This is a genomic window from Rhizobium sp. R339 (genome assembly GCF_002211395.1).
GTDB lineage: Bacteria > Pseudomonadota > Alphaproteobacteria > Rhizobiales > Rhizobiaceae > Rhizobium.
The window spans coordinates 39,909-62,134 of sequence record NZ_LOKV01000008.1; the positions used below are offsets into that span (position 1 = coordinate 39,909).

Annotated in this window: 18 protein-coding genes and 1 pseudogene; 7 read left to right on the forward strand and 12 right to left on the reverse strand. The window is 62.4% G+C overall.

The annotated features are described in order from the left end of the window. Positions 1-80: 80 nt before the first annotated feature. From minE to ATY76_RS11755, 4 genes are all read right to left on the reverse strand, one after another. Entirely contained in the window at positions 81-341 is a 261-nt protein-coding gene (minE, locus tag ATY76_RS11740) for a cell division topological specificity factor MinE (protein WP_004674690.1), read from the reverse strand. Next, positions 338-1,153, reverse strand: coding sequence for a septum site-determining protein MinD (gene minD / locus ATY76_RS11745; protein ID WP_088674936.1), 816 nt, complete (start codon positions 1,151-1,153; stop codon positions 338-340). The genes minE and minD overlap by 4 nt, the downstream gene beginning before the upstream one ends. Before the next feature lie 81 nt (positions 1,154-1,234). After that, positions 1,235-1,957: a septum site-determining protein MinC gene (gene minC / locus ATY76_RS11750; protein WP_088675038.1), complete on the reverse strand. Its 723-nt coding sequence runs from the start codon at positions 1,955-1,957 to the stop codon at positions 1,235-1,237. 303 nt (positions 1,958-2,260) lie between these two features. Then, the gene (locus ATY76_RS11755) at positions 2,261-2,848 is read right to left on the reverse strand and encodes a TetR/AcrR family transcriptional regulator (protein WP_088674937.1); all 588 of its coding nucleotides are present in this window, start codon (positions 2,846-2,848) and stop codon (positions 2,261-2,263) included. A 98-nt stretch (positions 2,849-2,946) separates the two neighbouring features. Here ATY76_RS11755 and ATY76_RS11760 point away from each other — a divergent pair, with 98 nt between their 5' ends. The 3 genes from ATY76_RS11760 (at position 2,947) to ATY76_RS11770 (ending at position 8,132) form a co-directional block, all read left to right on the forward strand. Further along, positions 2,947-4,065: an efflux RND transporter periplasmic adaptor subunit gene (locus ATY76_RS11760; RefSeq protein WP_088674938.1), complete on the forward strand. Its 1,119-nt coding sequence runs from the start codon at positions 2,947-2,949 to the stop codon at positions 4,063-4,065. Further along, entirely contained in the window at positions 4,065-7,175 is a 3,111-nt protein-coding gene (locus tag ATY76_RS11765) for an efflux RND transporter permease subunit (protein WP_088674939.1), read from the forward strand. Before ATY76_RS11760 ends, ATY76_RS11765 begins: the two co-directional genes overlap by 1 nt. Positions 7,176-7,310: 135 nt before the next feature. Continuing rightward, the gene (locus ATY76_RS11770; protein ID WP_088674940.1) at positions 7,311-8,132 is read left to right on the forward strand and encodes an oxidoreductase; all 822 of its coding nucleotides are present in this window, start codon (positions 7,311-7,313) and stop codon (positions 8,130-8,132) included. Positions 8,133-8,253: 121 nt separating this feature from the next. Here ATY76_RS11770 and purU read toward each other — a convergent pair whose 3' ends face one another. From purU to ATY76_RS11805, 7 genes are all read right to left on the reverse strand, one after another. After that, a complete protein-coding gene (gene purU / locus ATY76_RS11775) occupies positions 8,254-9,138 on the reverse strand; it encodes a formyltetrahydrofolate deformylase (protein ID WP_088674941.1) in 885 nt (294 codons plus the stop codon). 101 nt (positions 9,139-9,239) lie between these two features. Continuing rightward, entirely contained in the window at positions 9,240-10,547 is a 1,308-nt protein-coding gene (gene glnT, locus ATY76_RS11780) for a type III glutamate--ammonia ligase (protein WP_088674942.1), read from the reverse strand. 80 nt (positions 10,548-10,627) lie between these two features. Further along, complete coding sequence (locus ATY76_RS11785) at positions 10,628-11,956, reverse strand: FMN-binding glutamate synthase family protein (protein ID WP_088674943.1); 1,329 nt, start codon at positions 11,954-11,956, stop codon at positions 10,628-10,630. 14 nt (positions 11,957-11,970) lie between these two features. Further along, the gene (locus tag ATY76_RS11790) at positions 11,971-12,657 is read right to left on the reverse strand and encodes a GXGXG domain-containing protein (protein ID WP_088674944.1); all 687 of its coding nucleotides are present in this window, start codon (positions 12,655-12,657) and stop codon (positions 11,971-11,973) included. Between the two features lie 57 nt (positions 12,658-12,714). Continuing rightward, positions 12,715-13,620 (reverse strand): glutamine amidotransferase family protein, encoded by a 906-nt coding sequence (locus ATY76_RS11795; protein ID WP_088674945.1) that lies wholly within the window; start codon positions 13,618-13,620, stop codon positions 12,715-12,717. Between the two features lie 90 nt (positions 13,621-13,710). Further along, positions 13,711-14,394 carry a helix-turn-helix domain-containing protein gene (locus tag ATY76_RS11800; protein WP_088674946.1) on the reverse strand — a complete coding sequence of 228 codons (684 nt, stop codon included), beginning with the start codon at positions 14,392-14,394 and terminating at the stop codon, positions 13,711-13,713. A 69-nt stretch (positions 14,395-14,463) separates the two neighbouring features. Next, entirely contained in the window at positions 14,464-15,423 is a 960-nt protein-coding gene (locus ATY76_RS11805) for a GlxA family transcriptional regulator (RefSeq protein WP_088674947.1), read from the reverse strand. Between the two features lie 87 nt (positions 15,424-15,510). On the opposite strand from ATY76_RS11805, the gene ATY76_RS11810 reads away from it, so the two are divergent. Genes ATY76_RS11810 through ATY76_RS11825 form a run of 4 tightly spaced genes read left to right on the forward strand, consistent with a single transcriptional unit; the run spans position 15,511 to position 20,543 of the window. Next, positions 15,511-16,761: a sarcosine oxidase subunit beta family protein gene (locus ATY76_RS11810; protein ID WP_088674948.1), complete on the forward strand. Its 1,251-nt coding sequence runs from the start codon at positions 15,511-15,513 to the stop codon at positions 16,759-16,761. 11 nt (positions 16,762-16,772) lie between these two features. Further along, complete coding sequence (locus ATY76_RS11815) at positions 16,773-17,054, forward strand: sarcosine oxidase subunit delta (protein ID WP_088674949.1); 282 nt, start codon at positions 16,773-16,775, stop codon at positions 17,052-17,054. Further along, complete coding sequence (locus ATY76_RS11820) at positions 17,051-20,005, forward strand: sarcosine oxidase subunit alpha family protein (protein WP_088674950.1); 2,955 nt, start codon at positions 17,051-17,053, stop codon at positions 20,003-20,005. The genes ATY76_RS11815 and ATY76_RS11820 overlap by 4 nt, the downstream gene beginning before the upstream one ends. Further along, the gene (locus tag ATY76_RS11825) at positions 19,998-20,543 is read left to right on the forward strand and encodes a sarcosine oxidase subunit gamma family protein (protein ID WP_088674951.1); all 546 of its coding nucleotides are present in this window, start codon (positions 19,998-20,000) and stop codon (positions 20,541-20,543) included. Before ATY76_RS11820 ends, ATY76_RS11825 begins: the two co-directional genes overlap by 8 nt. A 19-nt stretch (positions 20,544-20,562) precedes the next feature. Here the strand turns inward: ATY76_RS11825 and ATY76_RS11830 are convergent. Further along, positions 20,563-21,960: pseudogene (locus ATY76_RS11830) on the reverse strand (ATPase, T2SS/T4P/T4SS family). Between the last annotated feature and the right edge of the window lie 266 nt (positions 21,961-22,226).

Sequence of the window (22,226 nt, forward strand, 5' to 3'; positions counted from 1 at the left end):
ACGATTGCCATGAAACTGAGCTGCCGTGTTCGGTGGCGGCTTTCGTATCTTCAGGGCAACGAGAGAGCGTGTCGTTACCCTCAGGCGGCCTGTACGGCCGCATTAAGCGGGATTTCGACGTCGATCTCCAGCGTCGAGACATATTCGTTGCGATCGATCGTCACCTGCACCTTGTCGTGGTCGAGCTCGACATGCTTGGCGATCACCGCAAGGATTTCCTCGCGCAGCAAGGTGACCAGGTCCGATCCCGCCGAAGCGCGCTCGTGGGCGAGAAGCACCTGCAGGCGTTCACGGGCGGCGGGCGCGGTTCTCTGCTTGTTGAAGAGACGGAAAATATTCATGCCGCCCTCCGTCCGAAAATCTTGCCGAAAATATTGCGCTTTTCCTCGGGGATCGCCATCGGCAGGATTTCGCCGGCGAGCCGGCGGGCGGCATCGAAATAGGCCATGGCGGCCGGGCTGCGGCTTTCGGCGAGCGTGACCGGCGCACCGACGTTGGAGGCGCGCAGCACATCCATGCTTTCCGGCACGATGCCGAGCAGCGGGATGGACAGGATTTCCAGCACGTCGTCGACCTTCAGCATGTCGCCGCGTTCGGCCCGGTTGGCGTCGTAGCGGGTCAGCAGCAGGTGCTTTTCCATCCGCTCGCCGCGCTCGGCCTTGGCGGTCTTTGCGTCCAGCAGGCCGATGATGCGATCGGAATCGCGCACCGACGATACTTCCGGATTGGTGACGACGACGGCGACATCGGCATGGCGCATCGCAAGCGTCGCGCCGCGCTCGATCCCGGCGGGGCTGTCGCAGATGATCCAGTCGAAATAGCGCTTCAGGTCGTTGATGACGCGCTCTACACCCTCGGGCGTCAGATTGTCCTTGTCGCGCGTCTGCGAGGCCGGCAGCAGGAACAGCGTTTCCAGCCGCTTGTCGCGGATCAGCGCCTGGGTGAGCTTGGCGTCGCCCTGGATGACATTGATCAGGTCGTAGACGACCCGGCGCTCCGCGCCCATCACCAGATCGAGATTGCGCAGGCCGACGTCGAAATCGACGACGACGACTTTCTCATTGCGTTGTGCCAGAGCCGCTCCCAATGCGGCGGTCGAGGTCGTCTTTCCGACCCCGCCCTTGCCTGACGTGACGACGATCACTTTCCCCATTTCTCTCTCCTTTGCCGTAGCTGCGACAAGTCAAAGTGTGACGGCGTTCGTTGCGCGTCTCGAAGACGCGCGGCGCCGTAATCAAATCAGTTTTTCCGCCATGATCGCATCCTCTTCGAGCCAGAGCTGAACGGCCTGTCCGCGAAGATTGGGCGCCATGTCTTCCGCCATTTTGTAGATGCCGTCGATTGCAACCAGCTCGGCTTCGAGCTTGCGGCAGAAGATTCGCGCCGATGCGTTGCCGATGGATCCTGCCATGGCGCGGCCACGCAGGGCGCCATAGATATGGACGGAGCCGCCGGCGATGACCTCGGCGCCCGAGGCGACGGAGCCGACGATGGTGACGTCGCCTTCCGGGAAGATCACCGATTGCCCCGAGCGCACCGGCTCCCTGATGACGATCGATTGCGTTGTTGCCGGACGAGTCTCAATGACCGCAGGTTTGCCGGCCGGCTCGGCCGGCTCGCTCGCCTGAACCTCGATGTCGGAAGCGGAGCGGCCGCCTTTGAGCGCCGGCGGCATGCCGGATCCGAGAATGGATGGCCGCGCGCCCTCGATGCCCATGATGCTGACATTGCGCTTGGCAAGCTCGGCGATGAGCTCCTTCAGCTGCGGCTTGTCGATTTGCAGGTCCGTCAGATCGAGCACGACAGGCCGTCCGAGGAAGAAACCGGCCGAGCGTGCGGCCAGATCGTCCAGTCTGGCCAGCCAATCATCGAAAGGAAGGTCAGGGGACAACATGACGGCCAGGAAGGAGCGGCCCTTGATGCGGATAGAGCGAGCGTCTGTTAGCACTTTGGTCATCTGTGTGAAGAAATCGTTGACCATGTCTACCGCCGACATGGTTAACAAAAAGTTAACGCGGCCCCGAAATTCCCTAACGTAATGTCACTTCCTTCGGTCGAGCGTTTTACTTAAGCAGATGAAAAGATTGAATTAATATGAAGAGTGAATAATCCTCATATATGATCGGGATAAAGATCTGTTGCTCGGCGATCACGTCGACAGCATCGCACGGTTCTTAGGGCTGCGTTAACCCCTCGGCGACTCACCCCATGCGCCCGGAGGCGCTGATCCTTTTCGGTAATGAGGTGCAGAGCAAGGACCTCATTCCACCGCTGTTTCGCCCGCGATCCGTTTGACGGCATCAGCGGCGGCTTCGAGCAGACGCTCCGACATGCCTTGGTCGGTCATGATGCGAGAGATGGTTACGGCGCCCACCATGAGGGACAGGACGACCATGGCTTTGTCATAGGGGTTCCTGCCGTCCGATGCCGGGATCAATTCGTCGAGAACCTGAAGATGCGCCTCGATGCCATTCTGGAACGGAGCTCGCACCTCTTCACTCTGGCGCGCCGCATCTGACCCAAGCGCAGCCAAGGGGCAGCCATCACCTTTCTCTTCCTGGTGCCCGGTCGAAAGATACATGCCGACAACCGCGGCGAAGGGATCGGCACTTCCGGCCGCAACCCTCGACCACCTGCGAATGGCGCTCTCCATTGCTCGGCCGGATGCCAGTGCCGCAAGATCATCCTTTGATGCGAACTGCTTGTAGAAGCCGCCTTGCGTCAGACCGGCCCCTTTCATCAGGTCCTTGAGCCCGATGCCGTCGAATCCATGCTCTCGGAAAAGCCGGCTTGCGACATTGATCACCGTTTCACGATTGGCCTCGGCTTGAGCGCGACTGACTCTCATTGCGATCTCCAATTAGATTTCATTTGACATCTATAGCAGAATTAGAGTTAGATCGCAATCTAATTCAAGGGCTGCGCCCGTCAATAAGGCTTACTGACATGAATCGTAAAATCCTCCTCGCCTCTTTCGGCCTTCTGGCGGCTGCCGGCGCCACGACGTTCGTGCTTTTCGGAGTCTCCTCGAAAGGAGGCGCGCAAGCCGCCGATCCGCGAATCGCGCCGCCGTTCGTCAAACTGGTGGAAGCGAAGAAGCCGGAAACGGCCGAACGCACCTTTACGGGCACCATTGCCGCCCGGGTACAGAGCAATCTCGGTTTTCGTGTGCCCGGCAAGGTCATGCAGCGTTATGTGGACGTTGGCGAGCAGGTCAAGGCCGGCCAGCCTTTGATGCGCATCGATGAGACCGATCTGCGTCTCGCGCTGACGGCGAAACACAATGCCGTCGTCTCCGCACAAGCTGTGTTGACCCAGGCGCAAGCCGACGAGAGACGCTATGCTGCTTTGACGAAAAGCGGATTGGCGGCGGCTTCGCCGCAGCGCTATGAACAGGCAAAGGCTGCACTCGATACGGCGACGGCTCAACTGGCTGCGGCGGAAGCGGAGGCAAGGGTCGCTGAAAACGCCGCAACCTACTCTTTGTTGGTTGCCGATGCTGACGGGACCATTGTCGAAACGCTCGGAGAGCCGGGTCAAGTCGTGACGGCGGGACAAACCGTGATCCGTCTGGCGCAGGCCGGCCCGCGCGAAGCGCTCGTCTGGCTTCCGGAGTCGCTGCGGCCGCAAATCGGCGAGATAGCCGAGGCCAGCATCTACGGAAACGAGAGCCGGCAGGACAAGGCGCGGCTTCGGCAGATCTCCGACGCTGCCGATCCTCAAACCCGCACCTATGAGGCGCGCTGGGTTCTGGATGGCGCTGCAGCTTCGGCGCCGCTGGGCGCGACGGTGACGATCAGAATCTCCAGCAGCAGCGGCCAATCGCATGCCGCAGTGCCCGTCGGCGCCGTATTGGACGATGGCAGCCGAACCGGCGTCTGGGTCTTCGATCAGGCATCTTCGACCGTCCACTTCCGGCAAGTGAAAATAGAACAATTGGGCGAGGAGGTCGCGGTGGTTTCCAGCGTCAATGCTGGCGAGCCGGTCGTCGCTCTCGGCGCCCATCTGCTGCAGGACGGCGCCAGCGTGCGCACCAAGGTAGAACAGGCAGAGGCGGCAAACTGATGACCTTCAATCTTTCCGCGCTCGCCGTTCGCGAGCGGGCCGTTACGCTGTTCTTCATCGTTCTGCTGGCCGCCGCCGGCGCCTATGCCTTCGTCAAGCTCGGGCGCGCCGAGGATCCCTCCTTCACCATCAAGACTTTGACCGTGACGACCGTGTGGCCGGGTGCGACAGCGCGCGAAATGCAGGATCTGGTCGCCGAGCCGCTGGAGAAGCGCCTCCAGGAACTCACTTGGTACGATCGTGTCGAGACGACAACGCGGCCGGGATACGCCTTTTTGACCGTGACACTGAAGGACAGCACGCCATCCACGGCCGTCGAGGGGGAATTCTATCAGGCCCGAAAGAAGCTTGGAGACGAGGCTCGCAACCTGCCCAGGGGCGTGCTCGGTCCCTTTGTCAACGACGAGTACTCCGATGTCAGCTTCGGCCTTTACGCGCTGAAGGCCAAGGGCATGCCGATGCGTGAGCTCGTGCGCCAGGCCGAGGTGATCCGCCAGGATCTTCTGCATGTGCCTGGAGTCAAGAAAATCAACATTCTCGGAGAGCGGCCCGAACAGATCTTCGTCGAATTCTCCTATGCCAAGCTCGCCACCCTCGGCATTTCGGCCCAGGACATCGCGGCCGCCTTGCAGCGGCAAAACACCGTGACGCCGGCGGGATCGATCGATACGCGCGGCCCGCAGGTCTTCATTCGCTTCGACGGCGCCTATGACAGCATCCAGGCGATATCAGACACGCCGATCGTCGCGGCCGGGCGCACGTTGAAGCTCTCGGATTTTGCCGAAGTGCGGCGCGGTTACCAGGATCCGGCCACCTATCTCATCCGCCATGACGGCGAGCCCGCCGTCATGCTGGCCGCGGTGATGCAACAGGGCTGGAACGGTCTGGAGCTTGGCAAGGCGCTGGAGGAAAGATCCGCCGCAATCGCAAAGACCCTGCCGCTCGGCATGACGCTCGCCAAGGTCAGCGACCAGGCCGTCAACATCGACGAAGCCGTCGGCGAGTTCATGCTGAAATTCGCGATGGCGCTCGGCGTCGTGTTGTTCGTCAGTCTCGTCAGTCTCGGCTGGCGTGTCGGCATCGTCGTCGCTCTGGCCGTTCCGCTCACGCTTGCCGTCGTCTTCCTCATCATGCTGGAGACCGGCCGGTTCTTCGATCGCATCACTCTTGGTGCGCTCATCCTGGCGCTCGGTCTCCTGGTCGACGACGCCATCATCGCCATCGAGGTGATGGTGGTGAAGATGGAAGAAGGGATGGATCGCATCAAGGCGGCCGCCTATGCCTGGAGCCACACCGCGGCCCCGATGCTGTCGGGCACGCTCGTGACGATCATCGGGCTGATGCCGGTCGGCTTTGCCCGGTCGACAGCCGGCGAATATGCCGGCAACATCTTCTGGGTCGTCGGCTTTGCGCTGATCGTCTCCTGGATTGTCGCGGTGATCTTCACGCCCTATCTCGGCGTCAAGATGCTGCCGGCGATCAAACCGGTCGAAGGCGGCCATCACGCCATCTACAACACCCCGAACTACCGGCGCCTGCGAGGGCTGATCGAATTTACCGTGCGCCACAAGTTCGTCACTTGTGCGGTGGTCGGCATCGTCATGGGGATCTCTGTCGTGGGCATGGGATCGGTAAAGCAGCAGTTCTTCCCGACATCGGATCGTCCGGAGGTTTTGGTTGAAGTCCGCATGCCTGAAGGGACCAGTATCGAGATGACGGCCGCCACGGTCGGGAAGCTCGAAGACTGGCTGCAACAGCAGCCGGAAGCAAAGACAGTGACGAGCTATGTCGGTCAGGGCGCTCCCCGCTTCTTCTTTGCCATGGCGCCCGAGCTGCCGGACCCGTCCTTCGCCAAGATCGTCGTGCTGACTCCGGACGCTCACACACGCGAGGCTTTGAAGCTTCGCCTGCGCGCGGCCATCTCGGATGGGCTCGCTCCGGAAGCCTATGTCCGCGTCACCCAGCTCGTCTTCGGTCCCTATACGCCGTTTCCGGTCGAATTCCGCATCATGGGGCCTGACACCGACCAATTGTACCGGCTCTCCGAAAAGGCCCTTGAGATGATGAAGAGCGTGCCGGATGTGCGTCAGGCAAACCGTGATTGGGGCAACCGCACACCGGTGGTGCGCTTCGTTCCAGACCAGGAACGGTTGGGCCTGATCGGCCTTTCGCCGGCGGAGGCCGCCCAGCAGCTACAGTTGCTGCTGAGCGGAATTCCGATCACCGAGGTTCGCGAGAATATCCGCAACGTGCCTGTCATCGCACGCAGTGCTGGCGACAACCGGCTTGATCCGTCGCGATTGGCAGACTTCTCATTGATGAGCCGGGACGGCCGACAGGTTCCGCTCGATCAGATCGGTCATTCCGAAATCCGGTTCGAAGAGCCGATCCTGAAACGTCGCGACCGCACGCCCGTTGTCACGATTCGTTCCGATATCGACGAGGCGACACAGCCCCCTGAGGTATCCCAGCAGGTCATGAAGGCGCTTCAGCCGCTGATCGCCTCGCTTCCTGTCGGGTATCGTATCGAGATGGGCGGGAACATCGAGGAATCGCTCAAGGCCAACGCCGCCCTCGTCAAAATCTTCCCGGCGATGATTGCCGCCATGCTGATCGTGATCGTGCTGCAGGTCCGCAGCCTGTCGACGATGACCATGGTCATGCTGACGGGGCCGCTCGGTCTTGCCGGGGCGGTTCCGGTCTTGCTGCTCTTCAATCAGCCGTTCGGCTTCAACGCCATTCTCGGATTGATCGGATTGGCCGGAATTCTGATGCGCAACACGCTGATCCTGACGGAACAGATCAAGGAGAACAAGGCAGCCGGTCTCGACGATTATCACGCCGTCGTCGAGGCGACGGTGCAGCGGACGCGTCCCGTCATTCTGACGGCCCTTGCCGCCGTCCTTGCCTTCATACCTCTTACCCATTCGGTGTTCTGGGGGTCGATGGCCTACACGCTGATCGGCGGCACGGCGGTCGGCACCGTGATGATCCTGCTCTTCCTTCCCGCTCTCTACGCCACGTGGTTTCGCATCAAGCCGACGAAAGATGAAAGCCATGAAAATACGCCGAAGGAAGTGGAGTTACCAACGGCAATGGCTGCCGAGTGATGTTCTCCGGGAGCGGCGATGGCATTTGACGTGCCGGAAACTGGGCGAATTCGTGAGAGCAACTCTGATCGAAAAATCGCCGGATAATGAAAAATTGTTGATAATCAACTGCTTGATAAGAGCCAAGGAGCATGCATGTCTACAAACAGAGTTGTTGTGATTACCGGAGCATCCTCCGGAATAGGTGAAGCGTCAGCCCGCCTTCTCGCACAACACGGCTTCCAGGTCTTTGGGGGCGTACGCAACCCGGCGCGTGTCAATGGCATTCCCGGCGTGCGCTATGGAACTGTCGACGTGACCGATGACGCTTCGGTCTCCAATTTTGTTCAATGGGTTTTGTCCGAGGCAGGCAAGATCGACATCCTGGTCAACAATGCCGGCGTTTCGCTGGTCGGCCCTGTCGAGAACACGTCGCCTTCCGAAGCGCAAACGGTATTCGATGCCAATGTTTTCGGCCCTTTGCGCATGATCCGCGCTGCTTTGCCCTCCATGCGCGCCGCCCGCAGCGGGCTGATCATCAATATCAGCTCGGTGCTCGGCTTCCTGCCCGCGCCGTTCATGGGAATATATGCCAGCAGCAAGCATGCGCTCGAAGGATTGTCGGAATCGCTGGACCATGAAATTCGTGAGTTCAACGTGCGCGTCGTGCTGATTGAACCGACCTTCACAAACACCAGGCTCGATGTAAACGCGGCACAGACCGAGGCGCCCTTGGGAGCCTACGCAGCGCAGGCCGAGGCGACCATCAAGGCGGTGCAAGCCCAGATCAAAACCGCGCCGTCTGCTGCAACAGTTGCGGAGGAGATTTTGTCGGCAATCAACGGCCCATACAAAATGCGTCAACCGGCCGGCGGCCAAGCAACGCTTCTAAGCCGGCTGCGCAGGTTCATGCCGGCAAAAGCGGTCGACAGCAGCCTGCGCAAGACATTCGGCTTCGGAAAGCGTCCGGCTTCCTAAGTCTTGCCCAAACTTCCAGACGGCGTCGGCTGACCGGTCGACTTAGCAAGCGTGATAACCTCAGGACGCCCGAGCGACTGGCGGAACACGCTTGTCTAAATTTCCGGCTGGCCGGGGCGACTCAGCCCATGCGCTCGGAGGCGTAGCTTCCGGGGCTTGCCGGGAAGACGACGGTGCGGTTGCCGTTGATGAAGGTGCGGTGATGGATATGGGCGTGGATGGCCCGCGCCAGCACCTGGCTTTCGACGTCGCGGCCGATCGAGACATAGTCGTCGGCGCTCTGGGCGTGGGTGATGCGCGCCGTGTCCTGCTCGATGATCGGGCCTTCGTCGAGGTCGGCGGTGACGTAATGGGCGGTGGCGCCGATCAGCTTGACGCCGCGCTCATAGGCCTGCTTGTAGGGGTTGGCGCCCTTGAAGGACGGCAGGAAGGAATGGTGGATGTTGATGATCTTGCCCGACATCTGCTTGCAGAGCTGGTCGGAGAGGACCTGCATGTAGCGGGCCAGCACGATCAGCTCGGTGCCGGTCTGGTTGACGAGCTCGACCAGCTGGGCTTCGGCCTGCGGCTTGTTCTCCTTGGTCACCTTGATGTGGTGGAAGGGGATGTCGTGGTTGACCACGACCTTCTGGTAATCGAAGTGGTTGGAGACGACGCCGACGATGTCGATCGGCAGGGCGCCGATCTTCCAGCGGTAGAGCAGGTCGTTGAGACAATGGCCGAAGCGCGACACCATCAGCAGCACCTTCATGCGGCTTTCGCTGTCGTGGAAATCATAGTCCATCTCGAAAGGCGCGGCGACGGCGGCAAAATCGGCGCTGATTTCGGAACCGGACAGCCGCTCTTCCGAAATGAAGCTGACGCGCATGAAGAACTTGCCGGTATCGAGATCGTCGAACTGCGAGCTGTCGATGATGTTGCAGCCCTTCTCGGCCAGATAGCTCGAAATCGCCGCAACGATGCCGCGCGTCGATTTGCAGGAGACGGTGAGTACGACGTTTTTCATGGCTGTCTCTTTCTTGGCCGGATCAGCTGCCTGGGGATGCGATCACGCCGAAGCTTGTCAGCCCGGCGTGTCGGCGCGCATCGAAGATGTCGGTCGGCCACTCAGATGTCGAGCGTGCTCATTCGCTCCCACTCGGTAAAATGCGAGCAATAGGCATTCCATTCCCGATGTTTGAGCTTGAGGTAGGCGGCGGAAAATTCCGATCCGATCGCCGCCTTCAGGCCTTCGTCGGCATCATAGGCGCGCAGCGCGTCAAGCAGATTGAGCGGCAGCCGCGGCGCGTCCTTCACCAGATGCCCCTCGGCATACATGTCGATATCGTGGTGCGGACCGGGATCTGCCCGGCTGCGGATGCCGTCGAGGCCGGCGGCGATGATGATCGCCTGCAGGAGATAGGGGTTGACCGCCCCGTCTGGCAGGCGCAGCTCGAAACGTCCCGGCCCCGGCACGCGCACCATATGGGTGCGGTTGTTGCCGGTCCAGGTGACGGTGTTCGGCGACCAGGTGGCGCCCGAGGTCGTGCGCGGCGCGTTGATGCGCTTGTAGGAATTGACCGTCGGATTGGTGATGGCGGCGAGTGCGGAAGCATGTTTCATGATGCCGCCGAGGAAGGTCTTGCCCTGCGCCGAAAGCCCGAAGGCCATTTCCTTGTCGGCGAAGGCGTTGACCTTGCCGTCGAGGTCCCAGACCGAAATATGGGCATGGCAGCCGTTTCCGGTCAGGCCCTTGAAGGGCTTCGGCATGAAGGTGGCGCGAAGCCCGTGCTTTTCGGCGACCGACTTGACCATGAATTTGAAGAAGGAGTGCTTGTCCGCCGTCTTCAGAACATCGTCATATTCCCAGTTCATCTCGAACTGGCCGTTCGCATCCTCGTGGTCGTTCTGATAGGGCTTCCAGCCGAGCTCGAGCATATAGTCGCAAATCTCGGCGATGACGTCGTAGCGGCGCATCACCGCCTGCTGATCGTAGCAAGGCTTCTCGGCGGTATCGAACTGATCCGAAATGACAGAGCCATCGGCGGAGATCAGAAAGAATTCCGGCTCGACGCCGGTTTTGACCCTCAGCCCTTCATTCGCAGCCTCAGCGACCAGTCTTTTCAGCAGCACGCGCGGCGCCTGTTCGACAGGCTGATCGTCCATGACGCAGTCGGCCGCGACCCATGCGACGTCTTTCTTCCAGGGCAGCTGGATGACGGAGGATGCATCGGGCACCGCGAACAGGTCGGGATGCGCGGGCGTCAGATCGAGCCAGGTGGCAAAGCCTGCAAAGCCGGCGCCATCTTTCTGCATATCGGCAATGGCTTCGGCGGGGACCAGCTTGGCGCGTTGGCCGCCGAACAGGTCGGTATAGCTGATCATGAAATATTTGATGCCTTTGTCTCTGGCAAAAGCAGCAAGGTCCAGTGTCATTCTCGTTCCCCTTTGGATTTCTTGGAGACACCTTGGTTATGGATATGGAACGGCCGGGACGTTTGCCCGGCCGGTAGAAATCAAAAGCCCCCTTTGCCGGGGATCCAGTTGGTGCCGGCGAGCGGCACCTGCGCCATGGCCGATGCCTCGATCGTCAGTGCGACGAGGTCTTCCGGCTCGAGGTTGTGCAGGTGGTTCTTGCCGCAGGCGCGCGCGATCGTCTGCGCTTCGAGCGTCATCACCTTCAGATAGTTGGCAAGGCGGCGGCCGGCCGCGACCGGGTCAAGGCGTTTTGCCAGTTCCGGGTCCTGGGTGGTGATGCCGGCCGGATCCTTGCCTTCATGCCAGTCGTCATAGGCGCCGGCCGTCGTGCCGAGCTTCTGATATTCCTCTTCCCAGTGCGGATCGTTGTCGCCGATGGCGACGAGTGCCGCCGTGCCGATCGCCACCGCGTCGGCGCCGAGCGCCAGCGCCTTGGCGACGTCGGCGCCGGAGCGGATGCCGCCCGACACGATGAGCTGCACCTTGCGATGCATGCCGAGATCCTGCAGCGCCTGAACGGCCGGGCGAATGCAGGCGAGCGTCGGCATGCCGACATTCTCGATGAAGACGTCCTGGGTCGCCGCCGTGCCGCCCTGCATGCCGTCGAGCACGACGACATCGGCACCCGCCTTCACGGCAAGGGCGGTGTCATAATAGGGGCGCGCGCCGCCGATCTTGACGTAGATCGGCTTTTCCCAATCGGTGATCTCGCGCAGTTCCATGATCTTGATTTCGAGATCGTCGGGGCCGGTCCAATCCGGATGGCGGCAGGCCGAGCGCTGGTCGATGCCCTTCGGCAGGTTGCGCATATTGGCGACGCGGTCGGAAATCTTCTGGCCGAGCAGCATGCCGCCGCCGCCGGGCTTGGCGCCCTGGCCGACCACGACTTCGATCGCATCGGCGCGCCGCAAATCCCTAGGATTCATGCCGTAGCGCGACGGCAGGTATTGATAGACCAGCGTCTGCGAGTGGCCGCGCTCCTCATCGGTCATGCCGCCGTCGCCCGTCGTGGTCGAGGTGCCTGCGATCGTCGCGCCGCGGCCGAGCGCTTCCTTGGCGTTGCCGGACAGCGCGCCGAAGCTCATGCCGGCAATGGTGATCGGCGTCTTCAACGTGATCGGCTTCTTGGCGAAACGCGAGCCGAGCACGACAGTCGTGTCGCACTTCTCGCGATAGCCTTCGAGCGGATAGCGCGAGATCGAGGCGCCGAGAAACAACAGATCGTCGAAATGCGGAACCTTGCGCTTGGTGCCGGCACCGCGGATGTCATAGATGCCGGTCGCCGCCGCGCGGCGGATTTCGGCGAGCGTATAGTCGTCGAAGGTCGCGGACTTGCGGGGCGGGGTATAGGGGTTGTGATAGCTCATGGATGTCCCTCGCCTCAATACGCGTCGGCGTTGTCGATGTTGAAATTGTAGAGCTTGCGGGCCGAGCCGTAGCGCTTGAACTCCTCGGGCCTGACGCCGGTGACGCCCGCGCGCTCGAGCAGCTCGGCAAGCTTGTCCAGATGCTCCCGCCGCATCTCTTTCTCGATGCAGTCGGCGCCGAGGCTCTTGACCGCGCCGCGGACGAACAGCTTGGCTTCGTAGAGCGAATCCCCCAGCGCATCGCCGGCGTCGCCGAGCACGACGAGATGGCCGGACTGGCCCATGAAGGCCGACATGTGGCCGATGCTGCCATGCACGACGATGTCGATGCCCTTCATCGAAATGCCGCAGCGCGAGGCCGCATTGCCCTTGATGACGAGCAGGCCGCCCTGTCCGGTGGCGCCGGCATACTGACTGGCGTCGCCTTCGATGACGACGGTGCCGGACATCATGTTTTCGGCAACACCTGGGCCGGCAGACCCGTGAACCGTCACCCTGCCGCCGTCATTCATGCCGGCGCAGTAATAGCCGACCGAGCCTCTGACGGCGACCGTGACGGGGCTGTCGATGCCGACGGCGACGGCATGGCTGCCGCGCGGGTTGACGACTTCGAATTCGGTGTCGTTGGCGCCCTTGGAAAGGGCGTGCAGCGCGCTGTTCAGCTCGCGAAGAGGGGTGTTGGAAAGATCGAATGTGGGCATTGGTTCCTCGTTGATCTGGGAGGCGGGTTCAGCCGGCTCCTGGCTTTCGGGCGCCCCTCAGGCGGCCTTGTCGTGATCCCAGAAGTAGACGGTTGCCGGCTCCGGCTCCCAGACGCGGGCATTCTCGATGCCGGGAAGGTTGACCAGCGCGCGATATTCCGAGCCGAAGGCGACATATTGGTCGGTCTCGGCCATGACGGCGGGCTTGCAGGCGATCGGATCGCGCACCACGCCGAAGCCGGATTTGGTGCCGACGACGAAGGTGAAGAAGCCGTCGAGATCGTCGAGCGCGCCGGTCAGCGCCTGGCCGAGATCCTTGCCCTTGGCCATCTCGGCCGTGAGATAGGCGGCGGCGACCTCGGAATCGTTTTGCGTCTCGAAGCTCATGCCTTCGCGGATGAGTTCGCGGCGCAGATTGTTGTGGTTGGAGAGCGAGCCGTTGTGCACCAGGCACTGGTCGGCGCCGGTCGAGAACGGATGGGCGCCGAGCGTGGTGACGGCGGATTCGGTTGCCATGCGGGTATGGCCGATGCCGTGGGTGCCGCCCATGGCGCGCACGTCGAAGCGCGCCACGACATCCTTGGGAAGGCCGATTTCCTTGTAGATTTCGACGCTTTCGCCCGAGCCCATCAGACGGACCGTCGGGCGGATCTGTTCGAGTGCCTCGCGCACGGCGCCGAGCTTGGAGGCATCAAGCTCGAGGACCGCGTGCGTGCTCTTGATCCACACATGCGCTTTGATATCTGCCTTCTCGAGGTCGCCGGCGAGGCCTTCGAAGTCGATACCGGGATTGGCGGACTGGATGGTCACCTTCGCCCTGCCCTCGGCTGAGCCGCCATAGATCGCGATGCCGGCCGAGTCCGGTCCGCGGTCGGTCATGGTGATCAGCATGTCGGAAAGCAGATTTCCCAGCTGAGGCTCAAGGCTCTTGTCCTTGAGGAAAAGTCCAACGATGCCGCACATAACTTGTGCCTCCTTTCAAGTTGGGAAAGGAGTAGCAGCTCTGTTTGTTGTCTTCAACTGGTAGGAATAAATTTTTCTTTTAAGGCAATATCAGCCTCTAGTGCTTTGCTGGGGATAGCTGATGATCGAGAGGTAGCGGCTCGGCAGTTTCACCAACTGCTCCGGCCCATGCGGCGCATCGGCATCGAAGAACAGGCTGTCGCCCGGCTGCATCTGGAAAAGCTGATCGCCATGGCGATAAACGACCTCGCCTTCGAGCATGTAGAGAAACTCCATGCCTTCGTGCTGGAAGGTCGGGAAGACGTCGGAATCGGCCGTCAGCGTGATGAGGTAGGGCTCGACGATGACGCCGCTCGAATTGTTGTCGATATGGCCGAGCAGATTATATTGGTGGCCGGCGCGCGTGCCGCGCCGTTCGAGCTCGACGCCCTCTCCCGCCTTGACGAAGACGGCGTTGCGCGGCTCCTCATAGCGGCGGAAGAACGCGGTCAAAGGCACGCCGATCGCCCGCGACAGCGATTGCAGCGTCGTCAGCGACGGCGAGATGTTGCCGTTCTCGATCTTCGACAGCATGCCGAGCGAAATGCCCGTCGCGGCCGCGAGGTCGGTGACCGTAATGCCGAGTTTCTTGCGATAGGCGCGCACCTCATGGCCGATCGCCATTTCGAGATTGTTTTCCTTCGGCTCCCGAACGGCGTGCGGGTCCTGGGAAAAAGGGGTGCGCCCGCCATGCGCCTGTTCCGGTTGGTCTGCCGCTTCACGCTTCGATTTCATGGCTCGCCTTTGCTTTCGTTCAGAGGCAAACCTATCGCCATAGTGAAATTTTCTCAACCGGGAGGAAAACTATTCCCGCCGCGCCTCGCGCGGAGCCACACCGTAAATGGCACGGAACATCCGGGAAAAATGGCTGAGACTGGAAAAGCCGGTGGCAACGGCGATCTCGGAGATCGAAAGCGGGCTTTGTTTCAGCAGGCGATGGGCGTGCTGCAACCGGATCCTGTGGTATTGATCGAGGAAGGTCGTGCCGAGATGGGTTGCAAAGAGCCGGTCGAGATGGCGGGCGGAAACACCGGCGATGCGCGCCATGGCGGCGCGATCGAGCGGCATCTCGATCGTCTCCTCCATCCGGTCGAGCACACTGAGCAGCCCTGGATGATGGACGCCGTAGCGTTCGGCGAGCGAGGCGCGCTGCGGTGCGGCGGGCTCGTTGACCTCGGTATGGAGATACCAGTCGCTGACACGGCGGGCGAAATCCGGCCCCATGCGCTCGGCGATCAGCACATGCATCATGTCGAGCGGTGCGATGCCGCCGCCGCAGGTGATGCGGTTGCCGTCGATCACGAAACGCGCCTGGCGAGGCGCGAGATCAGGGAAGGCTTCGAGAAGGGCGGCCGCATGTTCCCAGTGGATGGTGAAGTCGCGGCCGGCAAGCAGTCCCGCGGCGGCCATCAGATAGGGGCCGCCCGAAATTCCGCCGATCTTGACACCTTCGCGCGACAACTGCCTGAGGCAGCCGAGCACGCCGGGATAACGCCAGTCCCGCGGCGAACCGCCGGCACAGACGAAGGCGGTGCCGAGTCCTGCGCCCCTTACAGGAAGAGGTTCGGCCGGCACCGGCACACCGGAGGAGGAGAGAACAGGCGTGCCGTCCGGCGAGAAGGTCCGCAGACGATAGATATCGCGTCCGGCCAGAAGATTTGCCGCCCGCAACGGCTCCGTCGCCGAAGCGTAGGACATCAGCGCGAATCCCGGGATCAGGATAAAGCCGATCTCCTGGACATTTCTGGTATCGGGCGAGGACATATCCCTTTTATATTCATGAGTGTCCTAATTACGCAAGTCAGCGGCGGTCTTTCTGGCATCATGCAGCCGTTCTTTTCGGATTGACCCATGCGCTACTCCGCTCTTTCGATTTTCCTGAACGGCCTTCGCGGCAACAAAGGCTGGGCGCCTGCCTGGCGCGACCCGGCACCGAAGCCGCATTACGATGTCGTCATCGTCGGCGGCGGCGGTCACGGCCTTGCCACCGCCTATTATCTCGCCAAGGAGTTCGGCATTACCAATGTCGCCGTTCTCGAAAAGGGCTATCTCGGTTCCGGCAATATCGGCAGGAACACGACGATCATTCGCTCGAACTACCTGCTTCCCGGCAACAATCCCTTCTACGAACTGTCGATGAAGCTCTGGGAAGGCTTGGAGCAGGACTTCAACTTCAACGCCATGGTCTCGCAGCGCGGCGTGCTCAACCTCTTCCATTCCGATGCGCAGCGCGATGCCTATACGCGCCGCGGCAACGCCATGCGGCTGCACGGCGTCGACGCCGAGCTTCTCGACCGGCAGGCGGTGCGCAAGAAATTGCCCTTCCTCGATTTCGACAATGCGCGTTTCCCTGTGATGGGGGGCCTGTTCCATCCGCGTGGCGGCACGGTGCGCCACGATGCGGTCGCCTGGGGTTATGCGCGCGGCGCAGACAGCCGCGGCGTCGACATCATCACCCAGTGCGAAGTGACGGGCATCCGAAGCGAAAACGGTCAAGTCACCGGCGTCGAGACCAGCAGGGGCTTCATCGGCTGCGGCAAGCTGGCGCTGGCGGCGGCCGGCAATTCCACCGTCGTCGCCGATATGGCGGGCCTTCGCCTGCCGATCGAAAGCCATGTGCTGCAGGCCTTCGTCTCCGAGGGGCTGAAACCCTTCATCGACAATGTCGTCACCTTCGGCGCCGGACATTTCTACGTCTCTCAGTCGGACAAGGGCGGCCTCGTCTTCGGCGGCGATATCGACGGCTATAATTCCTATGCCCAGCGCGGCAATCTGGCGACGGTCGAACATGTCGCCGAAGCCGGCGTGGCGATGATCCCGTCGCTGTCGCGGGTGCGGTTTCTGCGCTCCTGGGGCGGGGTCATGGACATGAGCATGGACGGCTCGCCGATCATCGACCGCACCCATATCGACAAACTCTATCTCAACGCCGGCTGGTGCTACGGCGGCTTCAAGGCGACCCCCGCCTCCGGCTTCTGCTACGCCCACCTGATCGCCCGCAACGCGCCGCATCAGACCGCCCGCGCCTTCCGGCTCGACCGTTTCGCACGCGGCTATCCGATCGATGAAAAGGGCGTCGGCGCCCAGCCCAATCTGCACTGAGGACACTCAACATGGCGAGCCTGATTTCCTGTCCCCATTGTGGCGCCCGGCCAAAGGAGGAATTCTCGATCCGCGGCGATGCCGGCCTTGTCAGGCCGGCGCCGGACGCCGGCGCGGAGGCCTGGTTCGACTATGTCTATCTTCGCGACAACCCGCGCGGCCGACACAGCGAATATTGGCACCATTCCGCCGGATGCCGCCGCTGGCTGATCGTCGAGCGCGATACCGTTACCCATAAGGTCCATGGCGTCAGAGATGCCGCCCTTTCAAAGCTCGGCGGAGAACAGGCATGACGAGCTTCCGTCTTTCCTCCGGCGGGCGCATCGACCGCGCCACGACCCTCGGCTTCACCTTCGACGGCAAGGCGCTCGCAGGCCATCCGGGCGATACGCTCGCCTCGGCGCTGCTTGCCAATGGCGTCCAGCTCGTCGGCCGCAGTTTCAAATATCACCGTCCGCGCGGCATCCTGACGGCGGGTGCCGCCGAGCCGAACGCGCTGGTGACGACAGGCAGCGGCGGGCGCACCGAACCGAATACGCGCGCGACGATGATCGAACTCTACGAGGGGCTGACGGCAAAGAGCCAGAATCGCTGGCCGTTGCTCGGCTTCGATGTCGGCGCGGTCAACGGCCTGCTCTCGCCTTTCCTCAGTGCCGGTTTCTACTACAAGACCTTCATGTGGCCGGCGGCCCTCTGGGAAAAGCTCTACGAGCCGGTGATCCGCAAGGCAGCAGGCCTCGGCAGGGCTTCCTACGAGGCCGATCCCGATGCCTATGAGAAATGTTGGGCGCATTGCGATCTGCTGGTGATCGGCGCCGGCCCAGCCGGTCTTGCCGCAGCACTGACCGCCGGCCGCGCCGGCGCCCGCGTCATCCTCGCCGACGAAGGCTCCGAATTCGGCGGCAGCCTGCTGTCCGAGAGCAGCAGTGTCGAGGGCAAACCGGCGGATGCGCTTCTCGCCGAGCTGCTGAGCGAACTCGAGGCGCTGGAAAATGTGCGCCGCCTGCCGCGCACGACCGTGTTCGGCTGGTACGACGATAATGTCTTCGGCGCCGTCGAGCGCGTGCAGAAGCATGTGGCGCTGCCCGATCCGGATCGCCCGGTCGAACGCTTGTGGCGCATCGTCGCTCGCCAACCGATCCTGGCGACGGGGGCGGAGGAGCGGCCGCTGGTCTTCGGCGGCAACGACATTCCCGGCGTGATGATGGCAGGCGCCATGCGCAGCTATCTCAACCGGCAGGCGGTGGCACCAGGCAAAAGCACGGTGATCTTCACCACCAACGATACTGCATATGACACCGCCGCCGACCTCGAAGCCGCCGGCCTTCGAGTTGCCGCGATCGTCGACAGCCGCGTCGATGGCGGCAAGGGCTGGCAGGGCCGCGCCGAGGTTCTGCGGGGCGCCGGGGTCATCGATGCAGAGGGCGGCAAGCGCCTGCGCGGCGTCAGCATCGAGACCGCAGGCGGCATTCGCCGGATCGACGCGGATGCGCTCGCCATGTCGGGCGGCTGGAGCCCGGTCATTCATCTGGCCTGCCATCGCGGCGGCAAGCCGCAATGGTCCGAGGTGTCTTCAGCCTTTCTAGCGCCGGCATCACAGGACGGCCTCGCCGTTGCCGGCGCAGCCGCCGGCCTTGCGCAGACCGCAGCCTGCCTCGGTGATGGCGCGGCGAAGGCCGCCGCCGCAATGCAGGCAATCGGCTTTGCAGCGGAACCGGCCTTTGTTTCAGCTCCCGAGACGGCTCCGCATGCAAAGCCGCTCTGGTCGGTCAAAGGCTCGAAGGGCAAGGCCTTCGTCGACTATCAGAACGACGTCCATCTCAAGGACCTCGGCCTCGCCGTGCGCGAAGGCTACGGCCATGTCGAGCTCGCCAAGCGCTACACGACATCAGGCATGGCGACCGATCAGGGCAAGCTTTCCAACATCAACGCCATCGGCATCCTGGCCGAAGCGCGTGGCGTGTCGCCCGCCGAAGTGGGAACGACGACCTTCCGGCCCTTCTACACGCCGGTTTCCTTCGGCGCTCTGACCGGCGCCTCGCGCGGCAAGGATTTCCAGCCGGCGCGCAAATCGCCGCTGCATGGCTGGGCTGAGAAGAACGGCGCGGTCTTCGTCGAAACCGGCCTCTGGTATCGTTCCTCCTGGTTCCCGCGCGCCGGTGAGGCGACGTGGCGCGACAGCGTCGACCGCGAGGTGCTGAACATCCGGAAGAATGCCGGCCTTTGTGACGTCTCGACGCTCGGCAAGATCGAAATCTTCGGCAAGGATGCGGCGACCTTCCTCGATCGGATCTATTGCAACGGCTTCGCCAAGCTTGCGGTCGGCAAGGCGCGTTACGGCATCATGCTGCGCGAGGATGGCTTCATCTATGACGACGGCACCACCAGCCGCTTCAGCGACGAGCATTTCTTCATGACGACGACGACGGCGCTTGCCGCCGGCGTGCTGACCCATCTCGAATTCTGCGCCCAGACGCTGTGGCCGGAACTCGACGTCTGCTTCGCCTCCTCGACCGACCAATGGGCGCAGATGGCCGTTGCCGGGCCGAAGTCCCGCGCTGTCCTTTCGGAAATCGTCGACGAGGACATCTCCGATGCGGCCTTCCCTTTCATGAGCGTCCGCAAGGTTTCGCTGTTCGGCGGCCATCTCGAAGGCCGGCTCTTCCGCATCTCCTTCTCCGGCGAACTCGCCTACGAGTTGGCCGTGCCGGCCGGCTACGGCGAGAGCGTTGCCGATGCCATCATGGCGACCGGCGAGAAACACGGCATCTGCGCCTACGGCGCCGAAGCGCTTGGCGTCCTGCGCATCGAGAAGGGCCATGTCACCCATGCCGAGATCAACGGCACAGTCACCCCAGGCGATCTCGGTTTCGGCCGCATGGTGTCATCGAACAAGCCGGATTTCATCGGCAAGGCGATGCTCGCCCGTGAGGGTCTGCAGGATCCGGAGCGCCCGCGCCTCGTCGGCGTCAAGCCGCTCAATCTGGCAAGCGGCTTCCGCACTGGCTCGCATATCCTTGCCAAGGGTGCGGCGGCGACACTCGAAAACGATCAGGGCTATGTCACCTCAAGCGCCTTTTCGCCGACACTCGGCCATAAGATCGGCCTGGCGCTCGTCCGGCGCGGGCCGGAGCGCATCGGTGAGAAGGTGACGGTCTGGAACGGCCTGCACAACGAATTTACTGATGCAGTGCTCTGCCATCCCGTCTTTGTCGATCCTGAAAACGAGAAGCTCCATGCCTGATCTTCCCCAGCACAGGCCGGTTCTCGCCGGCGCCAGATATAACGGTGCGGCAGGATCCGCCCTCCGGCTGGAAGCCTTGCCGGAAGGCCATCTGCTGCACGTGTTCGGCACGATCGAGCCGGCCGCACTTGCCGCCGAACTGGCGAAGATAGGCCTTGCGAACAGTTCGATCCGCAAGGCCGGCTTCCGCCAATGGTTCGTCGCCGGCGATGCGCCGCTTTCTTCAGCCGCTCTCAACGCCCTTACTGCGGCCCTTGCCGGAAAAGCCTTCGTCATGGACCAGAGCCACGGACGCGTCCGCATCGGCGTTTCCGGCCGGTCTTCGCGCGTGCTTCTTTCAAAGGGCACCGCCGTCGATCTCGATCCCGCCGTCTTTGCCGAAGGCAGCTCGGCCATGACGATGGTCGGCCATATCTCCGTGCAGATCGTCCGCACCGGCGAAGACAGCTTCGAAGTCACGGTCCTGCGCAGCTTCGCCGAAAGCCTCTGGGGCGAGCTCAGGCATATGGCGGCGAGCGCCGAAAAGGACGGCGCATGAAGAGGCTTTTCGGTAGGCCTCAAGCCGTTTCCCGCCTCACGGGACCGGCCTTCGCCCATTCTGGAAGTTCTCCGCCCGCTATCTCTTCCATGGCATCGGATGCGAAACTTGGCACGACCCCGGTCCACAGCAATGCGCCGTCAGAATTGGAATGACCGTCGCCCTCGAGCTTGTAGATGCTTTCGACGACATACTGACCGTCGTCGTTGAGGCCCTTGATCTCGGAAATCTCGATCACCCGGCGTCTGCCGGTGCGCTTGAAGCGGGCGATCTGCACGACGACGTCGACGGCGGAGGCGATCTGGGCGCGTAGCGGCCGGAGCGGCATGTCGATATCGGACATCAGCGCCAACGTCTCCAGCCGGTGCAGAGCGTCGTAAGGCGTGTTGGCGTGTACCGTCGAAAGGCTGCCGCTGTGACCGGAGGTCATCGCCTGGATCATATCGAGCGCCTCGCCGCCGCGGCATTCGCCGACGATGATGCGGTCGGGCCGCATGCGCAGCGACGAGCGGAACAGGTCGCGGATGCTGGCGCCGCCGCGGCCGAAACGGTCGGGCTTCGTCACTTCGAGATAGACGACGTGCTCTTTGCGGATCTGCAGTTCCGACGTGTCTTCGATGACGATGATGCGCTCGTGGTCGGCAAAGGCTTCCGACAGCGCGTTCAGCATCGTCGTCTTGCCGGTGCCGGTGCCGCCTGAAATGATGACGTTCTTCTGCAGGCCGACAGCCGCCTGCAGCAGCGACAGTGACTCCTGCGTCAGGCTGCCTTGGGTCACGAGATCGCGAATGCTGCGATGTTCTTTCAGGAAGCGGCGGATGGAGATGCAGAGCCCGGTGCGGGCGGCGGGCGGCTGGATCATCTGCACGCGCGAACCGTCCGGCAGACGCGCCTCGACGCTCGGCTCCTCCGGCGTCAAGCGCTTGCCTGAAAACTGCGCGATGCTGCGCGCAGCCGATTCCAGATCTTCGCGGCTGGCAAAGCGCGTATCGGCGCGTTCGAGCTTTCCCCGCCGTTCGACGAAGATATCGGAGGTCCCGTTGATCAGGATTTCGGAAACGCTCGGATCCTCGAGCAGGAAACGGATCGGACCCAAGAGTTTGTCCAGCGCCCGGGTCAGGACCTGGAAGGTCGCCTGTTCGGCGGCGTCGTCGGAAACGGCCTTCATCAGAGCGGCATCCCGACAAGAACAGTGCTCATGCCGAACAGCGTGACCATCATCTGAACTGCGGTCGGGAAGAACATCATCAGTGGAATGAGGACCAATGCAAGTATCAAGACGCTGCTCATCGTTTCCATGGTTCTTTCTCCGGAACGATTGAAGGGTCATACCCAATATGTCGGATAAGCTTAATCCAGATCGCTAAGCAACGCCATGGGCGCGTGGCGCGCGGACGGGCGAAACGGCTGATCCGATCCAGATATTCTATCGCCTTGAAAGCATTGGCCGATTATGGGTCAGTGGACGATCGTTGGCCAAACTGCGGCGGGACGGTTACTTTGAGGTGAAAAGATAGCCGATTCAGCAGGTTAATTGAAAACGGCCGCCGTCAATTCCGTTTCATCAAGAGACGCCTCCAAGTCAGTTGGAACCCTTCGTTTCGTTTGCTTGACGGAGGGCTGGCCTTGGGCGCACTCTTGGGTCTTAATGGTGTTGCTCAACAAGCGTTGGCCGCCGGGGAA

Bases quoted from the DNA above. Each gene is read 5' to 3' on its own strand.
- minE (WP_004674690.1), bottom strand. From the start codon at position 341: ATGAATATTTTCCGTCTCTTCAACAAGCAGAGAACCGCGCCCGCCGCC.
- minD (WP_088674936.1), bottom strand. From the start codon at position 1,153: ATGGGGAAAGTGATCGTCGTCACGTCAGGCAAGGGCGGGGTCGGAAAG.
- minC (WP_088675038.1), bottom strand. From the start codon at position 1,957: ATGACCAAAGTGCTAACAGACGCTCGCTCTATCCGCATCAAGGGCCGC.
- ATY76_RS11755 (WP_088674937.1), bottom strand. From the start codon at position 2,848: ATGAGAGTCAGTCGCGCTCAAGCCGAGGCCAATCGTGAAACGGTGATC.
- ATY76_RS11760 (WP_088674938.1), top strand. From the start codon at position 2,947: ATGAATCGTAAAATCCTCCTCGCCTCTTTCGGCCTTCTGGCGGCTGCC.
- ATY76_RS11765 (WP_088674939.1), top strand. From the start codon at position 4,065: ATGACCTTCAATCTTTCCGCGCTCGCCGTTCGCGAGCGGGCCGTTACG.
- ATY76_RS11770 (WP_088674940.1), top strand. From the start codon at position 7,311: ATGTCTACAAACAGAGTTGTTGTGATTACCGGAGCATCCTCCGGAATA.
- purU (WP_088674941.1), bottom strand. From the start codon at position 9,138: ATGAAAAACGTCGTACTCACCGTCTCCTGCAAATCGACGCGCGGCATC.
- glnT (WP_088674942.1), bottom strand. From the start codon at position 10,547: ATGACACTGGACCTTGCTGCTTTTGCCAGAGACAAAGGCATCAAATAT.
- ATY76_RS11785 (WP_088674943.1), bottom strand. From the start codon at position 11,956: ATGAGCTATCACAACCCCTATACCCCGCCCCGCAAGTCCGCGACCTTC.
- ATY76_RS11790 (WP_088674944.1), bottom strand. From the start codon at position 12,657: ATGCCCACATTCGATCTTTCCAACACCCCTCTTCGCGAGCTGAACAGC.
- ATY76_RS11795 (WP_088674945.1), bottom strand. From the start codon at position 13,620: ATGTGCGGCATCGTTGGACTTTTCCTCAAGGACAAGAGCCTTGAGCCT.
- ATY76_RS11800 (WP_088674946.1), bottom strand. From the start codon at position 14,394: ATGAAATCGAAGCGTGAAGCGGCAGACCAACCGGAACAGGCGCATGGC.
- ATY76_RS11805 (WP_088674947.1), bottom strand. From the start codon at position 15,423: ATGTCCTCGCCCGATACCAGAAATGTCCAGGAGATCGGCTTTATCCTG.
- ATY76_RS11810 (WP_088674948.1), top strand. From the start codon at position 15,511: ATGCGCTACTCCGCTCTTTCGATTTTCCTGAACGGCCTTCGCGGCAAC.
- ATY76_RS11815 (WP_088674949.1), top strand. From the start codon at position 16,773: ATGGCGAGCCTGATTTCCTGTCCCCATTGTGGCGCCCGGCCAAAGGAG.
- ATY76_RS11820 (WP_088674950.1), top strand. From the start codon at position 17,051: ATGACGAGCTTCCGTCTTTCCTCCGGCGGGCGCATCGACCGCGCCACG.
- ATY76_RS11825 (WP_088674951.1), top strand. From the start codon at position 19,998: ATGCCTGATCTTCCCCAGCACAGGCCGGTTCTCGCCGGCGCCAGATAT.